Origin of the sequence: Leptospira inadai serovar Lyme str. 10 (genome assembly GCF_000243675.2) — a bacterium.
Classification (GTDB): Bacteria; Spirochaetota; Leptospiria; order Leptospirales; family Leptospiraceae; genus Leptospira_B; species Leptospira_B inadai.
On sequence record NZ_AHMM02000024.1, the window covers coordinates 225,844 to 244,152 of the forward strand.

General features: G+C 46.0%; 16 protein-coding genes. 14 read left to right on the plus strand and 2 right to left on the minus strand.

Features of this window, described 5'->3' with window-relative positions; all coding sequences use genetic code 11:
• Positions 1–158: 158 nt before the first annotated feature.
• The gene (locus LEP1GSC047_RS14915; RefSeq protein WP_010409760.1) at positions 159–791 is read right to left on the minus strand and encodes a lysoplasmalogenase; all 633 of its coding nucleotides are present in this window, start codon (positions 789–791) and stop codon (positions 159–161) included.
• Positions 792–892: 101 nt separating this feature from the next.
• Here LEP1GSC047_RS14915 and LEP1GSC047_RS14920 point away from each other — a divergent pair, with 101 nt between their 5' ends.
• The 14 genes from LEP1GSC047_RS14920 (at position 893) to LEP1GSC047_RS14990 (ending at position 16,683) form a co-directional block, all read left to right on the plus strand.
• Positions 893–1,882 (plus strand): TerC family protein, encoded by a 990-nt coding sequence (locus LEP1GSC047_RS14920; protein ID WP_010409763.1) that lies wholly within the window; start codon positions 893–895, stop codon positions 1,880–1,882.
• A 78-nt stretch (positions 1,883–1,960) separates the two neighbouring features.
• Positions 1,961–3,838, plus strand: coding sequence for a methylmalonyl-CoA mutase family protein (locus LEP1GSC047_RS14925; RefSeq protein WP_010409765.1), 1,878 nt, complete (start codon positions 1,961–1,963; stop codon positions 3,836–3,838).
• Positions 3,835–6,015: a methylmalonyl-CoA mutase gene (gene scpA, locus LEP1GSC047_RS14930; protein WP_010409767.1), complete on the plus strand. Its 2,181-nt coding sequence runs from the start codon at positions 3,835–3,837 to the stop codon at positions 6,013–6,015. The genes LEP1GSC047_RS14925 and scpA overlap by 4 nt, the downstream gene beginning before the upstream one ends.
• Before the next feature lie 5 nt (positions 6,016–6,020).
• Positions 6,021–7,055: a methylmalonyl Co-A mutase-associated GTPase MeaB gene (meaB, locus tag LEP1GSC047_RS14935; RefSeq protein ID WP_020988883.1), complete on the plus strand. Its 1,035-nt coding sequence runs from the start codon at positions 6,021–6,023 to the stop codon at positions 7,053–7,055.
• Between the two features lie 212 nt (positions 7,056–7,267).
• Positions 7,268–7,666: an LIC20211 family lipoprotein gene (locus tag LEP1GSC047_RS14940; RefSeq protein ID WP_039935181.1), complete on the plus strand. Its 399-nt coding sequence runs from the start codon at positions 7,268–7,270 to the stop codon at positions 7,664–7,666.
• An 11-nt stretch (positions 7,667–7,677) separates the two neighbouring features.
• Positions 7,678–8,151, plus strand: coding sequence for a hypothetical protein (locus LEP1GSC047_RS14945; protein ID WP_010409776.1), 474 nt, complete (start codon positions 7,678–7,680; stop codon positions 8,149–8,151).
• Positions 8,148–8,498, plus strand: coding sequence for a hypothetical protein (locus LEP1GSC047_RS14950; RefSeq protein ID WP_010409780.1), 351 nt, complete (start codon positions 8,148–8,150; stop codon positions 8,496–8,498). Before LEP1GSC047_RS14945 ends, LEP1GSC047_RS14950 begins: the two co-directional genes overlap by 4 nt.
• A gap of 3 nt (positions 8,499–8,501) precedes the next feature.
• On the plus strand, positions 8,502–11,033 hold the full coding sequence (locus LEP1GSC047_RS14955) for a TonB-dependent receptor plug domain-containing protein (protein WP_010409782.1): 2,532 nt from the start codon (positions 8,502–8,504) through the stop codon (positions 11,031–11,033).
• Complete coding sequence (locus tag LEP1GSC047_RS14960) at positions 11,033–11,533, plus strand: hypothetical protein (protein ID WP_010409785.1); 501 nt, start codon at positions 11,033–11,035, stop codon at positions 11,531–11,533. Before LEP1GSC047_RS14955 ends, LEP1GSC047_RS14960 begins: the two co-directional genes overlap by 1 nt.
• Positions 11,534–11,608: 75 nt before the next feature.
• Positions 11,609–12,223, plus strand: a complete 615-nt coding sequence (locus LEP1GSC047_RS14965; RefSeq protein WP_010409787.1) for a MotA/TolQ/ExbB proton channel family protein — start codon at positions 11,609–11,611, stop codon at positions 12,221–12,223.
• Between the two features lie 30 nt (positions 12,224–12,253).
• A complete protein-coding gene (locus tag LEP1GSC047_RS14970) occupies positions 12,254–12,658 on the plus strand; it encodes an ExbD/TolR family protein (RefSeq protein WP_010409789.1) in 405 nt (134 codons plus the stop codon).
• A gap of 13 nt (positions 12,659–12,671) precedes the next feature.
• Positions 12,672–13,328 carry an energy transducer TonB gene (locus LEP1GSC047_RS14975; RefSeq protein WP_010409792.1) on the plus strand — a complete coding sequence of 219 codons (657 nt, stop codon included), beginning with the start codon at positions 12,672–12,674 and terminating at the stop codon, positions 13,326–13,328.
• A gap of 484 nt (positions 13,329–13,812) precedes the next feature.
• Positions 13,813–14,259 carry an LIC_20196 family exoprotein gene (locus tag LEP1GSC047_RS14985; protein WP_373364530.1) on the plus strand — a complete coding sequence of 149 codons (447 nt, stop codon included), beginning with the start codon at positions 13,813–13,815 and terminating at the stop codon, positions 14,257–14,259.
• An 18-nt stretch (positions 14,260–14,277) separates the two neighbouring features.
• A complete protein-coding gene (locus LEP1GSC047_RS14990) occupies positions 14,278–16,683 on the plus strand; it encodes a C1 family peptidase (protein ID WP_010409797.1) in 2,406 nt (801 codons plus the stop codon).
• A gap of 207 nt (positions 16,684–16,890) precedes the next feature.
• Here LEP1GSC047_RS14990 and LEP1GSC047_RS14995 read toward each other — a convergent pair whose 3' ends face one another.
• The gene (locus LEP1GSC047_RS14995; protein ID WP_039935287.1) at positions 16,891–18,240 is read right to left on the minus strand and encodes an EAL domain-containing protein; all 1,350 of its coding nucleotides are present in this window, start codon (positions 18,238–18,240) and stop codon (positions 16,891–16,893) included.
• Between the last annotated feature and the right edge of the window lie 69 nt (positions 18,241–18,309).

Sequence of the window (18,309 nt, forward strand, 5' to 3'; positions counted from 1 at the left end):
AGTGAGATTTCCCGTCGCGTTCAATACTAATTTTTCGTTTTTTCTCATCCGAAGATTGTCGTGCGCGTTCATTTTTTTTGAGGAACACCAGCGCTTATAAAAACGTTTAAGGAAGAAATTCCGTTCTTTATTCCAAAAAACAATCCTAAAATTTCAGTTTAAGATTCCTCTTCCGTGGAGATAAAAATTAAAAATTGAGCGAGATAGTACGTTCCCATTATCCAAGTCCCGTGTGCCGGAAATCGGATCGAAGTGAAATGACCTAATGCGATCAGCATGTCGGAAAAAATAAAAATGACTGCGCCGGAGATGCCCAACCACAAATCCAATTTTTCACATTCTCTAGAAGAGGCTCTCCATCCCATCGTGCAAATCGCGAGGACGTATAGTAGGACCGGCAGACGCATGGAGATCGGAATTCCGGGAAGAAGCCAATAATAAAAGCCGCCACCGAAAAGTAGGAAGGGAATGAGTCGGACGATCTGCACCGGATTCCTGCGTGAAAAACCCCAAGCATACGATAACTGCGCGATCAGAAAGCTTCCTAAACCGAAAACGAAATATTCCGCCGGAAAGGCCAAAATTGCATCCCCGAAAAAGGAGAAGATCAGACCTAAACCGATCCATATTCCGCTCGATCGAGTCTGCCAACGTCCATCCATAGTGAAATCCCAAAGCAAAAGCAGAATCGGCAAAACTTTCGATCCCAACCTCAGTAAGAAGACTTCCGGCCAAAGATTGACTACAGCCAGATGCAAAAGGCAGAGGAAAAGATAAACGATATAGAGCAATTGAGCCTCCGGGTTCGGGAAAGTCCGGGATTTGGGATTGTCTTCCTGCTCTCAGGTTAGAACCTGTCTCCCATCAACCGTTTTCGGGTCCGGACGCTGCGATGCTCTCTTTTAGCCAAAAAGATTCTACACTTTTTCTCATTTTCAGCCTGGGAGTGGGCATTTTAATTTATCTCGATTTATTTGTTCTAAATAAAACAAGCCGCAAACTTTCCCTGAGAGAATCCGGCTACTGGACTTTGTTCTGGATTTCTCTAGCCTTAGGTTTCGCGTCGCTCATCTATGTCTTCCACGACGATCCGATGGCGCCTTCCGTCGCGAAGGAAAAAACCTTAGAATTTTTGGCCGGTTACCTTTTAGAATATTCCCTTTCAGTGGATAATCTTTTCGTTTTTATTATGATCTTTGCGAAATTCAGAATCCAATCGCATCATCAACCCATGATTCTAAAATGGGGAATTTTAGGGGCCTTACTCTTTCGCGCCGCGATGATTTTTTCGGGAGCGGAGTTAGTCTCTCGATTCGAGTGGATTCTATATCTGTTCGGAATCCTTCTCTTGTATTCGGCATGGAAAATGTATTTTCATACCGAGGAGGAGGATTTTGATCCCGAGGAAATGAAGCTCTTAAAATACGCCAAAAAGATCCTGCCGATGACTTCCACGTTTCATCCGGAAAAATTAATGGTGCGCGAGCAAGGGAAGTTAGTATTCACATCGACCTTTCTGATTCTTCTCGTAGTCGAGTTCAGCGATATTTTGTTCGCAGTGGATTCGATTCCGGCGATCTTTTCGATCACTCAGGATAGCTTCATTATCTATACGTCGAACGTGTTTGCAATCTTAGGATTGCGATCCTTGTTCTTTTTACTAGGCGGAGTGATGGAACTATTCGTTCACTTAAAAAAAGGAGTCTCCCTACTTTTAGCGTTTGTAGGAATCAAACTCTTATTACCGGCAATTTCTAAACCCTTACTCGGAGAGGAAATCCATGTCTCCATAGAGATTTCACTTTTCGTAATTATCAGCACGCTTGTACTCTCCGTGCTCGCTTCCCTTCCCCATTATTTATCAACGAAAAAAGGAACCTGATCGGAGTTTTTAGACTTTACATGAAGATTTTGACTTATTCCCTAGAAAAAGGATCTTCTCACGAAAGAAGAGAATATTATGGCAACTGAAAAACTCTTTAGCGAATTCCCGCCGGTCTCTACGAAAGAATGGACGGATCAAATCATCAAAGATTTAAAGGGGGGTGATTTCGAGAAAAAACTCGTTTGGGAAACCCAGGAAGGTTTTAAAGTTCAGCCCTTTTATAGAAAAGAAAATCTTCAAGGCTTGGAATGGTCCGTCTCCAATCTTCCGGGTATCTTTCCATTCGTGCGTTCCACACGAAAACTTACGAATGAATGGAATATTCGTCAGGATATCGATTCCGTCGATTTGAAACTCGCAAAAGAACTGGCTTTAGAGGCGGCCTCCAACGGTGTGAATTCGATCGGATTCGTGATTCGGAATTCGACTTCGTTGCGTAAGGGAATTCCGGTCGAAAAAAGGGAGGATTTAGAATTTCTTCTGAATGAGCTCCCCTTGAACGATATCACGGTTCATTTTATCGCCGAGGAAAGATCTCCGCAAATACACAGCTGGCTTCCCAAGATCAAGCCGTTAGTCGGCGGATTGGGGTATGATCCGTTCCGGATTTTAGCCCGCCATGGTCGCTCAGGCGGTCATGGCCCGGAGACTCTAAAACCCATCTTGGAGGAATATGCGGCGACCTGGCCGAATTATCGGGGTCTTACCGTTCATTCCTCCACCTTCAGGGATAGCGGATCTACGATCGTACAAGAACTCGCGTTTACGTTGGCATTAGGATCCGAATATTTGTATCAACTTTCCCAAAACGGACTGAAGCCGGAAACGGTTAACTCTCAAGCTATATTACAATTTGCCGTCGGACCCGATTACTTTTTGGAAATCGCCAAGTTTCGCGCCGCGAGAACTCTCTGGGCGGAAATTTTTAGGGGCTATTCTTCGGAGACAGGAGAAGCGAGTTTACCTTTTATCGCCGCGGAAACCGCAAAATACAATTACGGTGTCTATGACGTTTATAATAATATGCTTAGGGCAACGACCGAAGCGATGGCCGCCGCAATCGGAGGAGCGGAAATTATCACCGTCCTACCCTTCGATCATCTGATTCAACCGGCGGATTCTTTTTCGCTCCGAATCGCGCGAAACGTTCAGTTATTGATGAAGCACGAATCCTATCTGGATAAGGTCGTCGATCCTTCCTCCGGTTCCTATTATCTCGAAACTCTGACTCAGTCCATGACCGAACAGGCTTGGAAATTGTTCTGCGAAATCGAAAAAGAAGGCGGCTTTCTCTCTTCATTACAATCGGGAAAAATTCAAGCTCGTATCGCAGCATCCAGAAAGAAAAAGGAAGAAAATTATTCGACTCGAAAAGAAATCTTTTTGGGTACGAATCAATATCCGAATCTAAAAGATAAAATGACGAGTACGCATTTAAACAAATCCGTGTCGACACCGCCTCTAGAAACAAAACCCGGGGAATCGGCCTGTCTTGCGATACCCGATTTTTTTGCAGGCGATGCAATCGAAGAAATTCGATTCCTAACTGAAAACCGGGAGCAAAGTACGGGCAAACCGATAAAAGTTTTACTGATCCCGGTCGGGGATTTAAAGATGAAGAAGGCTAGAGCGATCTTCTCCCTGAACTTCTTAGGCTGCGGAGGCTTTACGGTCATCGATCCGGGCAGCTACGAGAGCTCCACTGAAGCAAAGTCCGCCATCGCAAAAGAGCGACCCGAAGTGATCGTTTTCTGCTCTTCCGACGAGGAAGTTCTAAAATGGGTGGGAGAAATTCTTCCCGAACTGAATCCAAAACCGATCCCTCTCGTAGCCGGAAATCCGAAGGAAGTAGTTTCCGAATTGGAAACGCTAGGAGTCCAAGGCTTTTTACATGTCAAATCCGATCTGCTCAAAACCTTGACCGATCTTCAAAAAAGGCTGGGAATACGATGAAGCGACCCATATTCGATTCTAATCTTAAACATTCTAGCTCAAAAGAAACGTACGCCGATTGGTCGAAGGAAGCCTTAGATGAATTAGGGCTTTCTAATTTAGAATCTAGAATCTGGCATACCCCGGAGAAAATTCCGGTTAAGCCCGTTTACACTGAGGACGATGCCGAAGGGCTCGAGCATCTGGAGTATGCGGCGGGAATTCCACCTTATCTTAGAGGACCGTATTCGACCATGTATGTCCAACAACCCTGGACCATCCGACAATATGCGGGATTCTCGACTGCAGAAGAGTCAAATGCGTTCTATCGCAGGAACCTGGCCGCCGGACAGAAAGGCCTCTCGGTCGCCTTCGATTTGGCGACCCACAGAGGGTATGACTCGGACCACGAACGCGTCGTTGGAGACGTAGGAAAAGCGGGCGTGGCGATCGATTCCGTTTTGGACATGAAGGTTTTGTTCGATCAAATCCCGCTGGATCAAATGTCCGTATCCATGACGATGAACGGCGCAGTCATTCCGACTCTCGCTTTCTATATCGTAGCCGCCGAAGAACAAGGCGTGAAACCGGAGCTACTTTCGGGAACCATTCAAAACGATATTTTAAAAGAATTCATGGTACGGAATACTTATATTTATCCTCCGGAACCGTCCATGAGAATTATCGCGGATATCTTTCAATACACTACGAAGTATATGCCTAAATTCAATTCGATCTCGATCTCCGGGTATCATATGCAGGAAGCGGGAGCGACCGCCGACTTGGAATTGGCTTATACGTTAGCGGACGGACTCGAGTATCTTAGGACCGGAATCAAGGCAGGAATGGATGTGGACAGCTTTGCACCCCGGCTTTCGTTCTTTTGGGCGATCGGAATGAACCATTTCATGGAAATCGCGAAGATGCGAGCCGGACGTTTGCTCTGGGCCAAAATCGTCAAAGGCTTCCACCCTAAAAATAACAAGTCACTCGCACTGAGGACTCATTGCCAAACTTCCGGATGGAGCTTAACCGAACAGGATCCGTTTAATAATGTGGCAAGAACTTGCATCGAAGCGTTGGCCGCCGCTTTAGGACATACTCAATCCTTACACACGAATGCATTGGACGAAGCCATCGCTCTACCCACGGATTTCTCCGCAAGGATCGCAAGAAACACTCAGATATATCTTCAGGAAGAGACGAATATCCACAGAGTAGTGGATCCTTGGGGCGGGTCGTTCTATGTGGAATCTCTTACCAACGATTTAGCCCATCGTGCTTGGGAGCTGATTCAGGAAGTGGAAAAATTGGGCGGGATCGCAAAAGCCATCGAAACCGGTATTCCGAAAATGAGAATCGAAGAGGCTGCCGCCCGGAAACAAGCTAGAATCGACTCGGGAAGGGACGTAATCGTAGGAATCAATCGATATCGACCCAGTAAGGAGAACCCGCTCGAAATATTAGATATCGATAATACTGCTGTTCGCGAATCACAAATTCGTAAATTAAACGAACTTAAAAAGAATCGGGACTCGAACGCGGTTCAATCCGCCTTGGACGCGATTACGAAATGTGCCGGAGGGGAACGGGGAAATTTGTTGGACCTGGCGGTGGACGCGGCCAGAAAAAGGGCAACTCTCGGGGAAATTTCCTTTGCGATGGAGAAAGTTTTCGGCCGTTATAAAGCGATCACCCATTCCATAACCGGAGTCTATTCGGAGGAAATCATGGACGACCCTGACTTTAAGAAGGCGAAAGTCCTTTCGGAAAAATTCTCCAAATTAGAAGGACGTCAACCCAGAATCATGGTTGCGAAGATGGGACAGGACGGGCATGACCGGGGCGCGAAAGTCATCTCTACAAGTTTTGCCGATATGGGATTCGACGTGGATATAGGTCCTCTGTTTCAAACTCCTGCCGAAGCGGCAAAGCAGGCGGTGGAGAACGACGTGCACGTTTTGGGCGTTTCCAGCCTTGCAGCGGGTCATAAAACGCTGGTGCCTCAGGTCATCCAGGAACTGAAACGTTTAGGTCGGGATGATATTCTCGTAATCGCCGGCGGGGTGATCCCGCAACAAGATTACGAATTTCTGTATAAGGCGGGAGTAAACGGTATCTTCGGCCCTGGAACAAAAATCTCCAAGGCGGGAGTAGATATCCTGGAACTTCTAATCAAGACCGCCGAAGGTGTTTAGGATTCGTGCCTGAATCGGAGAAAAAAAAAGAAAGCCTTCTTAGGGGCGGTGGTTATCGAAAGGCTCTTCCGGAAATCGGTACGTTCGTAAAGGGAATCTTAGACGGGGATAGGGTTCTACTCAGTCGGGCAATCACTCTTGTAGAGAGTACTTTGCATTCGCATCAGGACATGGCGGAGCAAATTATCGAGCGTTGTCTTCCTCATTCGGGGAAAAGCATCAGAATCGGAATTACCGGAATTCCAGGCGTCGGAAAAAGCACGTTCATAGAATCCTTCGGGAATCTGCTTGTTCAAAAAGGAAGAAAGCTCGCGGTATTGACCGTAGATCCGACTTCACAACTTTCAAAGGGTTCCATTTTGGGCGATAAGACTAGAATGGAGACTCTCTCCAGAAAAGAAGAAGTGTTCATTCGCCCGACTCCTTCCGGGGATTCGCTTGGAGGAGTGGCCCGTAAAACGAGGGAAACGATTTTTCTATGCGAGGCGGCGGGCTTCGACACTATCTTAATCGAAACGGTGGGAGTCGGCCAATCCGAAACCGCAGTTCATTCGATGACCGATATCTTTTTACTTTTACTCATTGCCGGGGCGGGGGACGAATTGCAGGGAATTAAACGCGGCATTATGGAAATGGCGGATTTAATCGCAATCACTAAGGCCGATGGAGAAAATGCAGTAAGAGCGGAACGGGCCAAATCGGAAACGATATCGGCAATCCATTTTCTTCCGCCTCACGAATCGGGCGCACCCACGAACGTACTGACATGCTCGGCACTGACAGGTCAGGGAATTTCCGAACTATGGCTCGAAATTCTAAAATATATCGAAATCGTACGTTCCAACGGATATTTCGATAAAAATAGAAAAGACCAAGCTAGACACTGGCTGCATGAATCGGTACAATCCCTTTTGATAGAGGACTTCCGGGAAAAATTAGAATCCGAATTTTTACTAGCGGAGCAAAAGGTCACCCGAGGCGAGGAAAGTTCCCTGAAAGCGGCTAGAAATTTATTGCAACTCTACCGAAAAGGTAAATAGAATTATTACGATCTTATAATATATTTTTAACGTTAACCTTTAGTGCGTTATTTTCCGATCGAATCCGCGATCGATCCCAAGTCGGGCGCTAAAATAGAATAGAATTTTTTCCTTGGAAAATATATCTTTTCCAATCGTTTAGGCGGATAAGAAACCTAGAAACCGAACAGTCCTCTAGACCCAGGTCGGTTTCATCCAAAGGAAAAACGTAAATGCCTCTTCTGTTTGCAAGAATCCTAATAATGACCGCTTTTATCGGGATTCTTTCCGCCTGTGCAACTTCAAGCGCCGGGCTTTCGACCAGCACCGTACCGATGGCTGACAAAAAATATACGGTATTGGGTCCTGTGGAAGGCATGAAATATTGGATCACATTCGACGCCGCTATTATCGGGATTCCATTAAAATCTCCTCCGATCGATACGCTCTTGGAGGAACTTCAAAAAGAAAAAGAGGCGGATGCATTGATCAATCTGAGGTACTGGACGGATAAGTATATCTTTCTTTTCCTAACCTTGAATCGTTTGCATATTTCGGCGGAGGCGGTTCGATTCGACGGAGTCATTCCCAATCCTGTCTTGCAGCCGGAACCGAGACGAAAAGGACGATAATCTCTTTTCCCATGCAGCGATTTTTCCTAAACGCCATTCTGGTCATTTCGGTTATTCTTACCCAAACCTGTTCGGGAACGCTCACTCGTACCGAGGTGGGAGGAAGAGTCCGGGATCCCAGACTCATCGACTCGGCGACCATATTGCGCAGTACGGACTACGAAGAACTAGGAACCTCTACCGGAGAGAGTTCGGTCTTTTTCTTATTCGGCCTGATTCCGATGACCAACCCCTTGAATATGGACTATGCGTTAAGCGAAGCAGTTCGTAAAATCCCGGGCGGGAAAACCATGGTTAAAGTCAGATACTGGCATGAAACTCACCTTTTTTTTCCGGTCGGTACGGTCAGTATCTTGAAGGTGAAAGGTATGGTGGTAGGTGCTCCGCCTACGGAGATAGGCCCCGAACCGCAGTCCGAAACCAAAGGAGATTCTAACATAGGAGGAAAACATACTGGCGGTGCTTCCTCGGATGGAAAGAAATGAAGAAAACTCTAGTAAGCTTCGTTTTAATTTCCGTTTCCGCATTCTATTCGGGGGCTTGTGTCCGGGAAGATCTAGTCTCCCAAGGAGATTCGAATAGTCAAATTTATGCCGCCGCCAAATATCTTGCGACAAAGTGCGGAGATCCGATTCCCACTCCCTATCCTGTCGCAATCGGCGATGTGCAAAGGCGGAATTTGGATCTTTGCAGTATCGCGATCACTAAATCAGACTGCCCATTCGTAAGTTACCCCATCGCGTGCCTATTGATCTACTTGGACAAACCTAGCGGGGATATTCCTTGGTACGAAAATTTTAAAGATGCATACGTGACTCCAAAGGTGCCCTAAATTATGATACGTACCGCCTTTAAATTCTTAATCCTATTGACATTTGCGCCGATCGAACTTTTAGCCGAAGTCACGTTCAAGGCCAGACTATTTTCTCGCCAAAAAAACCAAGGCGAGGCTAAGGCGAACGTTCTTTTGTTCGAGACCAAGAAATTCTATAAGACCGATTCAGAAGGTTATTTCGAGGCGATCGTACCGACACCCGGAGCCTATACATTCCGAATCATTAAAGTGGACGGGATGCAAGAAATTAAAGGGAACATAGACGCCTCCGGTCAACTCGTAACCCTTTTTATCGATGCCCCGACCTCGTCCGGCGGTATCGGAATCAGCGGAAGCAACGTCTCTAAGGGTGCCATTAACGTCACTGCGGAAAGGGAAAAACCGATACTTTCCCGGACGACGATTAAATACGACGAGATTAAACGAATGCCTGGTACGTTCGGAGAGCCGCTTCGTTCCCTAGAGACGATTCCGGGAGTCGTACCTGCCGCAGCTTTCGGAGGCGGTGCAAACAATTATGTGATCCGAGGCGCGGATCCGAATACGAACTTATATTTAGTCGACGATCTTCCGATCTTATACCCCTTCCACTTTGATGGATTGAGTGCCGTCGTAAACGCTAACCTGATAAAATCCATCGATGTCTACACCGGTGTTTTCCCCGCTAATTACAATAACGCATTGGGTGGGGTCATTCATATCGATACCGTAGATAAGGTGGATACTTCCCAGCGAAACGTGATCATTTCGGCATGGGCCACGAGCGTAAATTATATGGCCCCTACTTTCGGCGGAAAAGGTTATATCATGGCTGCGGCTCGAGTCGGATATCTGGACAAGACATTTAGCGAAATAGGAAGCCGGTTGGGAGCAAGTTTACCGGACGGTCTTCGTCTCCCTAGATTCGTAGATTCGCAGGTTAAGTTCGTACATAACTTCACCAATGAACATCAGATTTCTTTCCACTCATTCACATCGAAAGACGACTTTGCTCTGAACGCTCCGGCAAAATCAAAAAACGATCCGACCAAAGATCCGTTTGCATCCATTGCCGGAGGAAGCGTTTCCGCCGGTCAGGGATTTAGGACTCAGGCACTTCGATATACTTGGAAACCGACGGAAACTTTCTCGAATCGATTGACTCTGATCAGTTATGATCCGTTCACCGATTTCAATGTTTCTCTAGGATCCATTAAAGGAAAAAATAGGGCCACAGGCGCTTATAACGGAATGCGACAAGACGCGTTCTGGGACCCGAATCGGCATGTAAGCGTAGAATTCGGATCCGAGTTCAGAGTCTTGGATTATTCGTCTCAGGGTTCTTCCATCGTCCAGACCGATCCGAACAACCAAAGCCCCAATCCCTATGACACTCAAAATCCCGCGTTCCGTACTATTCCGACGAATATTCGCGCGCAAGGGACCTATTATAATTCTTACGTAACGACAAAGCTTCGGTACGGTGGATTCCAATTCGAGCCGGGAGTTCGCTATGATTATATTCCGTACGTTCATCATACCGCGTTAGGACCCAGAGGACAGGCATCTTATAAATTCGAAAAAGGGACTACGATTTTTGCCGGGGGGGGAAATTTCTACAACTTCCCCTTGGATACTAGATTCAATAAGGATAGTGGAAATCCGCATTTGGACTTTCAGAAAGCGTTTAAATACGGGGGCGGTATAGATCAACAACTAGCGGGGGATTATCAGATCAAGGGAGAAGTCTTTAAGCAGGAATTCTCAAGACTCATCGTGAGCGATCCGTACATCACAGACCCTATAGGAACCAATCCGGACCCTTACGGAAAAGTCACTCAGCCCTTTCTCGTGAATAAAAACTTAAATTATTCGAATAATGGGACAGGCTGGTCCCATGGATTCGAACTCGTACTCAGAAAAAATTCACGTCCGGGGACACGGAATTGGTTCGGATGGATCACATATACCTGGTCCCAAACATTTCGAAATAATAACGTATTTATACAAAATCCCGGTGATCCGCCTTTAACGCCCGATCAAAGGTATTTGGCCCAATTTTATCATAATTCCAAACAGACACTATTCGATTACGACCGAACTAACGTTATCAATATGGTTTTCGGATGGCGCTGGAGCCAAGAATGGCAGTTTGGAGCCCGCTGGTCCTACTTGACGAACACACCCTATACTCCTATCATAGGCGATGACGGGGGTAGGTTCAGCAACCCGGCGAACGGGCAGACCATTTGGACTCCCGAATACGCGAATAACCCGTTTCTCGCGGAGTACATAAATTCGCGAAGATTGAAACCGTACCATCGTTTGGACCTAAGGTTTGACCGATTCTTTAATTATGAATGGGGTTTTGTGAATACGTTTTTTGAAATCATCAACGTTTATCTGAGGGAAAACGTGAGCGGGCAAAGTTTTGACAATACAAGACCGTACTCCGCCACCAACCCGAAGCCTTCCCCCACATTCGGGACGATCACTCTCGCCGGAGGTGTTGTTATCCCGTTCTTCAACATTGGAATTGAGGTGAAATTCTAATGCCTATCGTTATAAAGAAGAATTCTTTTTTTGTTAGATCCTTCCTCATTATTATTGGTTCCGTCTTCCTTGTCGCCTGCGTGAATCAAGGAGAGCAATCTTCGAATAAGGGCGCAGACCCTGGCTTGATCTTACAATCCCTTCTTCAGAATTCGCCGGATCCCTTAAAGGCCTGCGTAAATGCTAATGAGGAGGAGGAGACCTGCTTGAAATCCACGCAGGATCTATCGGGTATTAACGAGTCCTCGTTAGCAAAGATCATTTCCGGAAATCGGTACTCGACGTACTCGCAATACTGCACCTCGTTACTTTCTTCCGAATCGTTTTCGAAATTAAACGTAAAAGCGCAAGAATGCGTCATGACCTGCAACGAAGCCTACTGGTCTGCACTCGGGTCGGCGGGCAGATGCCAAGGGCAAAGTTCCGATTTGATCTCTACGGAAGGTTCCGATACTCTGTCTTGTATTCGTAATTGTTCGAATATATCTTCCGGTCTCTGATAAAAACAGGGAACAAAAACGGAATGACGGTTATCCTAACCCACGAAAAAACAGGAATTACGAAGGATAGGTAGAATGAACTTTGAGATACTTGTAGAAGTCGGAGAATCGGCGATCTTTATCATCATGATTATTGCAAGCATCATCGCCGTTGCTGTCGCTGTGGAACGCGGCATAGTCTTCTTCAAAAATACGAAAGATTCTAAGAACCTTTTGCCGGAAATCGTTCAGACGATTCGGAACGGAGACATCTCCAAAGCCGCAAAGTTCACCGAAGTCCATCCTGAAAACGTTTACGCCCGATTTGCAAGTTTCTCCGCAGAACACTCCAAAAGCGGAAAAGAAAGTTTAGAAGAGCTAATGGAAGGAAAAGCCATCGGTGAACGCGTCGAATTTGAAACGCGGCTTTCGATTTTGAATACTTTAGGGAATAACGCGCCGTTTATCGGTCTTCTAGGAACGGTCTTCGGTGTCATCAACGCCTTTTATAGATTAGGAACATTAGGGAATACGGGTGCGGAAGTGGTCATGCGGAGCATTTCGACCGCCTTACTTGCGACGGCAGCCGGACTCGCAGTCGCAATTCCCGTAGTTATGGCAAATAACTATTTTACTCGAAAGCTAAAAATTATCCAATCCAACTTAGATATTCTTTCAAAGGAGTTTCTAGCAAACCTTTCCCGGAAATAAATACCGGAGCATAAAATAGGAGGAAAGGATATGGCAGGACAAACCTCTTCCGGAGACGGAGAAGAAATCGGTAGCATTAACATTACGCCCATGGTCGACGTAATTCTCGTTTTGTTGGTCATTTTTATGGTCACTGCGAACTTTTTAAAAAAGGAATCCATCAATATCAATCTCCCGAAAGTTCAAGCGGCCGATCCTAACGTAGCTCAGTCCGTTCAGGTAGCGCTTACAAAGGACGGGAAAATCGTTTTGGAAGGATCGGAAACTACCCCCGAAAAATTGGGGGCTCAATTAGCTCGGGACTCGAAAATCAGACCCAATATGAGATTGACTCTTTCTGCGGATTCCTCTCTTCCTTATGGGAAAATTGCGGAAACGATGGGAGTGATTCGACGAGCCGGAGTCACGAAGATCGCTCTTTCCGTTAAGAGATAAGTCTCGAAAATCGATGAATGCAAGGTTACTGACAGTCCGGGATTCGATCTTGAGCTGGTACGAAGGTACGAATCTTTGGGATCGCTGTCTGTACGGTTCGATTTTGGTGCATTTTCTATGTTTCGGAACCTACTATGTCGTTACCCATTTAAAACCCGGTGAAATCGATTCCGATAGATTAGAATTTCAAGATATCGAAGTCGACATTCAGGAAATTCCTCCCGAACTGATCGGCGGCGAAAATTCTCCCGCTCCTGTGGAAAAGGAAGAATGGGTAGAGGGATCCGATAAGGACGGTAAGGATCCTGAAGATAACGACATCGATCCCAACAAATTAAGCGGGGATGGAACGGACAAGGACGGCTTTTTATATGCTTACATGGGCGATAAGCCGCCGACACCGATTATCGATTTTGATTTACGGGATTATTTTCCGGAAAAAGCCAAGCTACAAGGAATTTCCTACGCCGATACGATTTTGGAAGTCAGAGTGGACGAACATGGCAATTTAATCGACGCCAAAGTTTTAAAAGCCGGAATCAAAGGATACGGATTCGAGGATGCGGCGATTCGTGTCGTTCGAGCCGCTCGCTGGAGTCCCGGTTACGTCAAGGGCCGTCCGATTAAAATGAACCATCGTATTCCGGTAAATTTCAAATTAGATGATTGAGTAGATCCCCTCGCCTGCATAAGATGCGTTTCCGGAAAACGAAGATACCTTTAACAACGCGACAGTTTCATGTTTCATTTCGGGCTGCATAATTTTTAACCGCCAGTATTAAACGAGATCCAATAAACGGTAACTCGTTCGAAACCGTCGTCCTTGCATAGGCGAGCTAAACGGCTTCTTTACTCGTACCCGATCCGCGAGAAGCGGTCGGAAATTTTACCGTACCGGAACGGAGCGGAAAATTCCGTTTACCACACTTTCGTTGGAAAGAGTACAGAATTTACCGCACCTTTCGGAACTTTCAAAAAGACGGGAGAAACTCCCCGAAAGCACTACACGATTTTTTGCTACAATCTCGTTAATTTCTTTTTTCCAAAATGCGGAAAGAGTTACTCATCCGCGCCTGAAAATCGGTTGAAATGGATTCGGCCAAGGGGGTAAGGTGTAATGCCCTTAAAAACTTACACCTGGAGCGATAAGAATGATTCGTCTGGCAGCTTCCTGCATTATAGTCCTTAGCTTTTTTCTTCTCCCCGTAGAAGCCCTGACTCCGCCTCCTACCCTAGAATCACAAGTAACTCATTCCGATTTTATAGCACTTGCAAGATTATCCAATGTTAAGGAAAGCAAGATCTCCGCGAACTCCATATCGGTGACGGCTAATATACAAGTGCTAAAGCCCATAAAAGGCGGCTCGGATTTACCGACAAAATTCGACTTAGCATTCCTCGTTTTTCCGGAATATTTCGGGAAATGGCTAAAAGCTCCTCCGCAAGAAGGAGATTATATTCTTTTTTTAATTAAGAAAAAAGTAAAGGATAGCAAGGGAAAAGAGACGGAGGTGGTCGCACTATACGAACCTCATCCCTATGCCTTTCGGGAATATTCGAAAGAATTGGAAGAAAAAATTCGAGCCGAAATCAAAAACTAATTTAGTTGGGAGAACCGAATGAAAATGTTCAGAAAAATTTCCGTTTTAATATCCACTTTATTGCTCGCCGGGAACGGCCTATTCGGACAGCCGGCAAAATTTCCGGGGTTAGGAATGAAGCAGGAGCCGTTCGAACTCCTGTCCTCCCTTAAGGAAGCGAATCCCAATCGAATCTCTCATCGTGGAATGGCCTCCAGCGTCGACCTTTCCGATTCGATGCCACCGGTAGGCGACCAAGGCCAACAAAGCTCCTGCGTGGCTTGGTCCACTGCGTATGCAACAAAATCCTTCCAGGAATACAGCGAGAGGAAAGGAAGGGGAAATTGGAATTTAAGAACTCCGGACGGTTCCCCCAACTATTCGTCCATCTTTTCTCCGGCGTTCATCTACAATCAAATCAACGGTGGAAGAGATAACGGCTCCTTAATTTCAGATGCGATGAAATTGGTAGTGGAAACCGGAGCGGCCACTTGGGATGCGATGCCGTATAATCCTAGTGATTATTTAGCTAAACCGCCCCAGTCCGCATTCGACGTCGCCTCCAAATTCAAGGCCAAGGAATTCCTAAGGGTTCGCCAAACGGATCCGATGGAAGTGAAGAATCAGCTCGCACAAGGGAGACCCGTCGTCGCCGGAATCCTCGTTTACGAGAATTTCATGAACCTAAAAGGAAAAGAGATCTATAAGGAAGGAGTAGGCAAAGCCTATGGCGGACATGCAATTTCTATCGTCGGCTATGATGATTCTCAAAACGCATTCAAATTCATTAATTCGTGGAGCACGCAATGGGGAGACCAGGGCTACGGATACATCGACTATAAATGGTTCACGAAAGTCTGTCAATCGGCGTTCGTTCTCGTTGATGAAGTAGCGAGTATTCAGGACGAACCCACACCGACTCAAACGAACGATAATAAGCCCCTTCCACCGGAAAAGACCAAACCCGTTCCTCCGAAAGAAGTTTCAGCCTCGCAAGGGTCCTATTCGGACCGAGTGCAAATCACTTGGGAAAGCGTCATCGGAGCCGTAGGTTACGAGATTTATCGGAAGGGCCCCGGAGATTCCACATTCACCAAAATCGGCCTTTCGCAAACCAACGGATTCACGGACGATGGCATCCAAAAAGATATCGCTTACGCGTATAAAATCACGACTCTTACGGACTCGGATTCTTCGGACCAATCGGACGGCGAAGCGATAGGTTATGCGAAGTCGGAAGAACAGAAGGCACCTGCAAAAGTAGTAGGCCTAAAGGCTAGTCAGGGTCAATTTTCAAATAAAATCGATATAGTATGGGAAGCGATAGACGGAGTCTCCGAATACTCCGTCTATAAATGGAGCAATACCCAGAAAAAATATGTTCTGATCGGAAAAAGCAAAACCAATTCCTATTCGGATAATGCTGCGGCCAAGAACGGAAATACCGAATTATATGTGGTTGCCGCGGTCAACGGCGGAAAGACAGGTGACCCTTCCGACGCCGCCTCAGGAAGCACGGCAAAAGCCGATTCCAAACCGCCGAAACCCGTCGGCTTGATCGCTACAAAAGGGCTGTACAACAGCAAGGTAGAACTTCGTTGGCAAAAAGTTACCGGAGCGTCCCGGTATTTGATTTATCGTTATAATACCGGAGGACTTTTCGGTAGCGGGACTTGGTCGAAATTAGCGGAGGAGGCCAAGGAAAATTTCGTGGATGAGAAGCTTCCGGCCCAGTATGCGTTTTATGCGGTAGCTGCGGTAAATAAAAACGGATTAGCGGGACCTTTTTCGGATTACGCTTACGGTTATATCGATCCGAACAAGCATAGGGGGGAAAGGCTTCCTTCACCGACCGGTCTGAAAGGAAATCCGGACGCAAAAAACGGCAAGATCACGTTAAAATGGGATCCCGTTAAGGGCGCATCAGAATATTACGTTTATCGCAAGAAGCGAGGATCCTCCTCCTGGGATTTTATATCCTCGGCCAACGCAAAGAGTTCGCTATTTACGGCGGATATTCCCGAAAAGGAAAGTTTCTTTTTGTATACGGTTACGGCTAAAACGGATCTAGGAGGCGAAAGCGAATACGCGACTCCCGTTTCTGCGGTACTCTCCGCCGCAAAACCGGCAAAATTAATGCGGGCTTTCGGCGGAGATTCCACTTTAGAAAAATTTAAAGGGCCATGGACTGCGATGTCCTGGGACGGGTCGAAAGGGGTCAACCAAGTCCTGCTGGAAATCGAGAGCCAAGATAACGTTAATTACGTTGTTAAGTTTAATAAGCAAAAGATTTTCGAAGGGAAATACGTTGAGAATAGCCCGATCATAGACAAGGACGGAAAATTCCGGATTGAAATCGAAAAAACCGGTGACGCACTTTCGGTTACTTTGAAAGATAACGGGATTATCAATCAGAAATCCACGCTCAGCTTTCTGAAAGAATAATAAACGTTAGTTAACCCGCCACAAAGGCAAAGACTTCTCCCGTTTTATGACGACGAACTCGGGAGGCGTCTTTGTTTACGGCGGTATGTCGTTTTAGGGAAATAAATTAAAACGGCTTATGCAGATTGAAACTTTTTGGAGCAATCGGCAAACGCGAATCCGCACGCTTTACGTAGGACCCGTCGGCATTCGAAAGAGTTTTGGAAATTAAATCAGTTCCACTTCTCTCGCGAGCGTGAAGATATTTCCGATTTCCTTCAACCTTTGGGTTAATTCCGCGGAGCCGAGTATCGTTGTTACGGCGCTCTCCGGAAGCTTTTGCATTTCCTTGAATCGATCCTTATAATCCTGAATCCAAATTTTGCGACAAAACAAATTCGCTTGAAAGTAGTAAACTTGGTGAGTGATTAGGAAATTTAAGGAATCTATATCTTCCAAAGCTTCTGCGGTGATAATCGCTTCCCGGTTATCGGAAAGTCTACGGCAATAATCGATGAACGCAAGGTTATCTAGGAATTTAGTCAAGTCCTGGTCTGCCTTAAATTTGAAGCTGATAGGATCCAATTTAAATTCCTTGATCATTTCGCCCAAGTCTAATACGACTTGATGACTTTGACTCTTAACTCCGAAGTCGTCCGCCGCAAAGCTGATTCCGAAATTCCAAAACCTTCTACAAACGGACTTAAGAGTCGCCTCGCCTTCTTCGTACGGTTTTTCTATCAGCTCCATACGAATATTCTGGGGATTTAAATTTTGCTTTAAAAGGAGCTCATGAAATCGAGTAACTTTCTCGTCCGTATCGAACGTATCGATTAACGTCTGAGGAGAGATATTGAACTTCAATAATCCCGGCGATCCGTTACAGGACATGATCAATTTTTCGAGGATCAAAAGTTCGATTCTGTTCAAGTCCTGATCGTGAGGGATATCCCGTATCAAATCGGCATAACCGGCATACGCTTCCCCGCCGACAAAGACCTCGCCTCCTTTCATCGAGAAAGTATGATCTCTATGATTGTAATGAATAATCGGTTGAATGACCGCGTCAGGGCGATCGCTCGCAAAATAATCGTTTACGCGATTTAAATAGGTCCAGCTCCAGCGGACCAGATTGTCCTTTAAATTCTTTAAGGAGGACGACTCCAGCTCTCGAAAAATTTCCTCCACGTAGGAGATAAAATTACATTGGGTGCGACCTATTCCGAAATCGAAATTCAAACTTCCGTTTCGAACGGCGCTATCATGAAATCTACCGATGGCAGCGTCGAAATTTGCCTGGTTCTCGAATCCGGAATTATCCAACGGGGCAACTCCGATCAATAAATTCTTTTTGTCTCCGTACGTATAATAACGAAGAAATTCGCGATGAGACGGTTCCACTTCGGCTATCTTTTGTGGAACGAGTTGGATGAACTCAACGAGAGAAATTATGGAAATACTTTGGAATCTAAGGAGAAAGATCGGCTTTCCGCGATTCTCATTGATGAAAACGGTTTTGAATTGTTCTAAGTCCCCAAAATCGAAGGATCTTAGACTGAGGTTTTGGGAATCTGTCATTTCAGCTTCGACTTTTATCGCCATTAGAGCGGACGGCTTTCCCCCTAACGCCCGTAGACAGGATTTTAA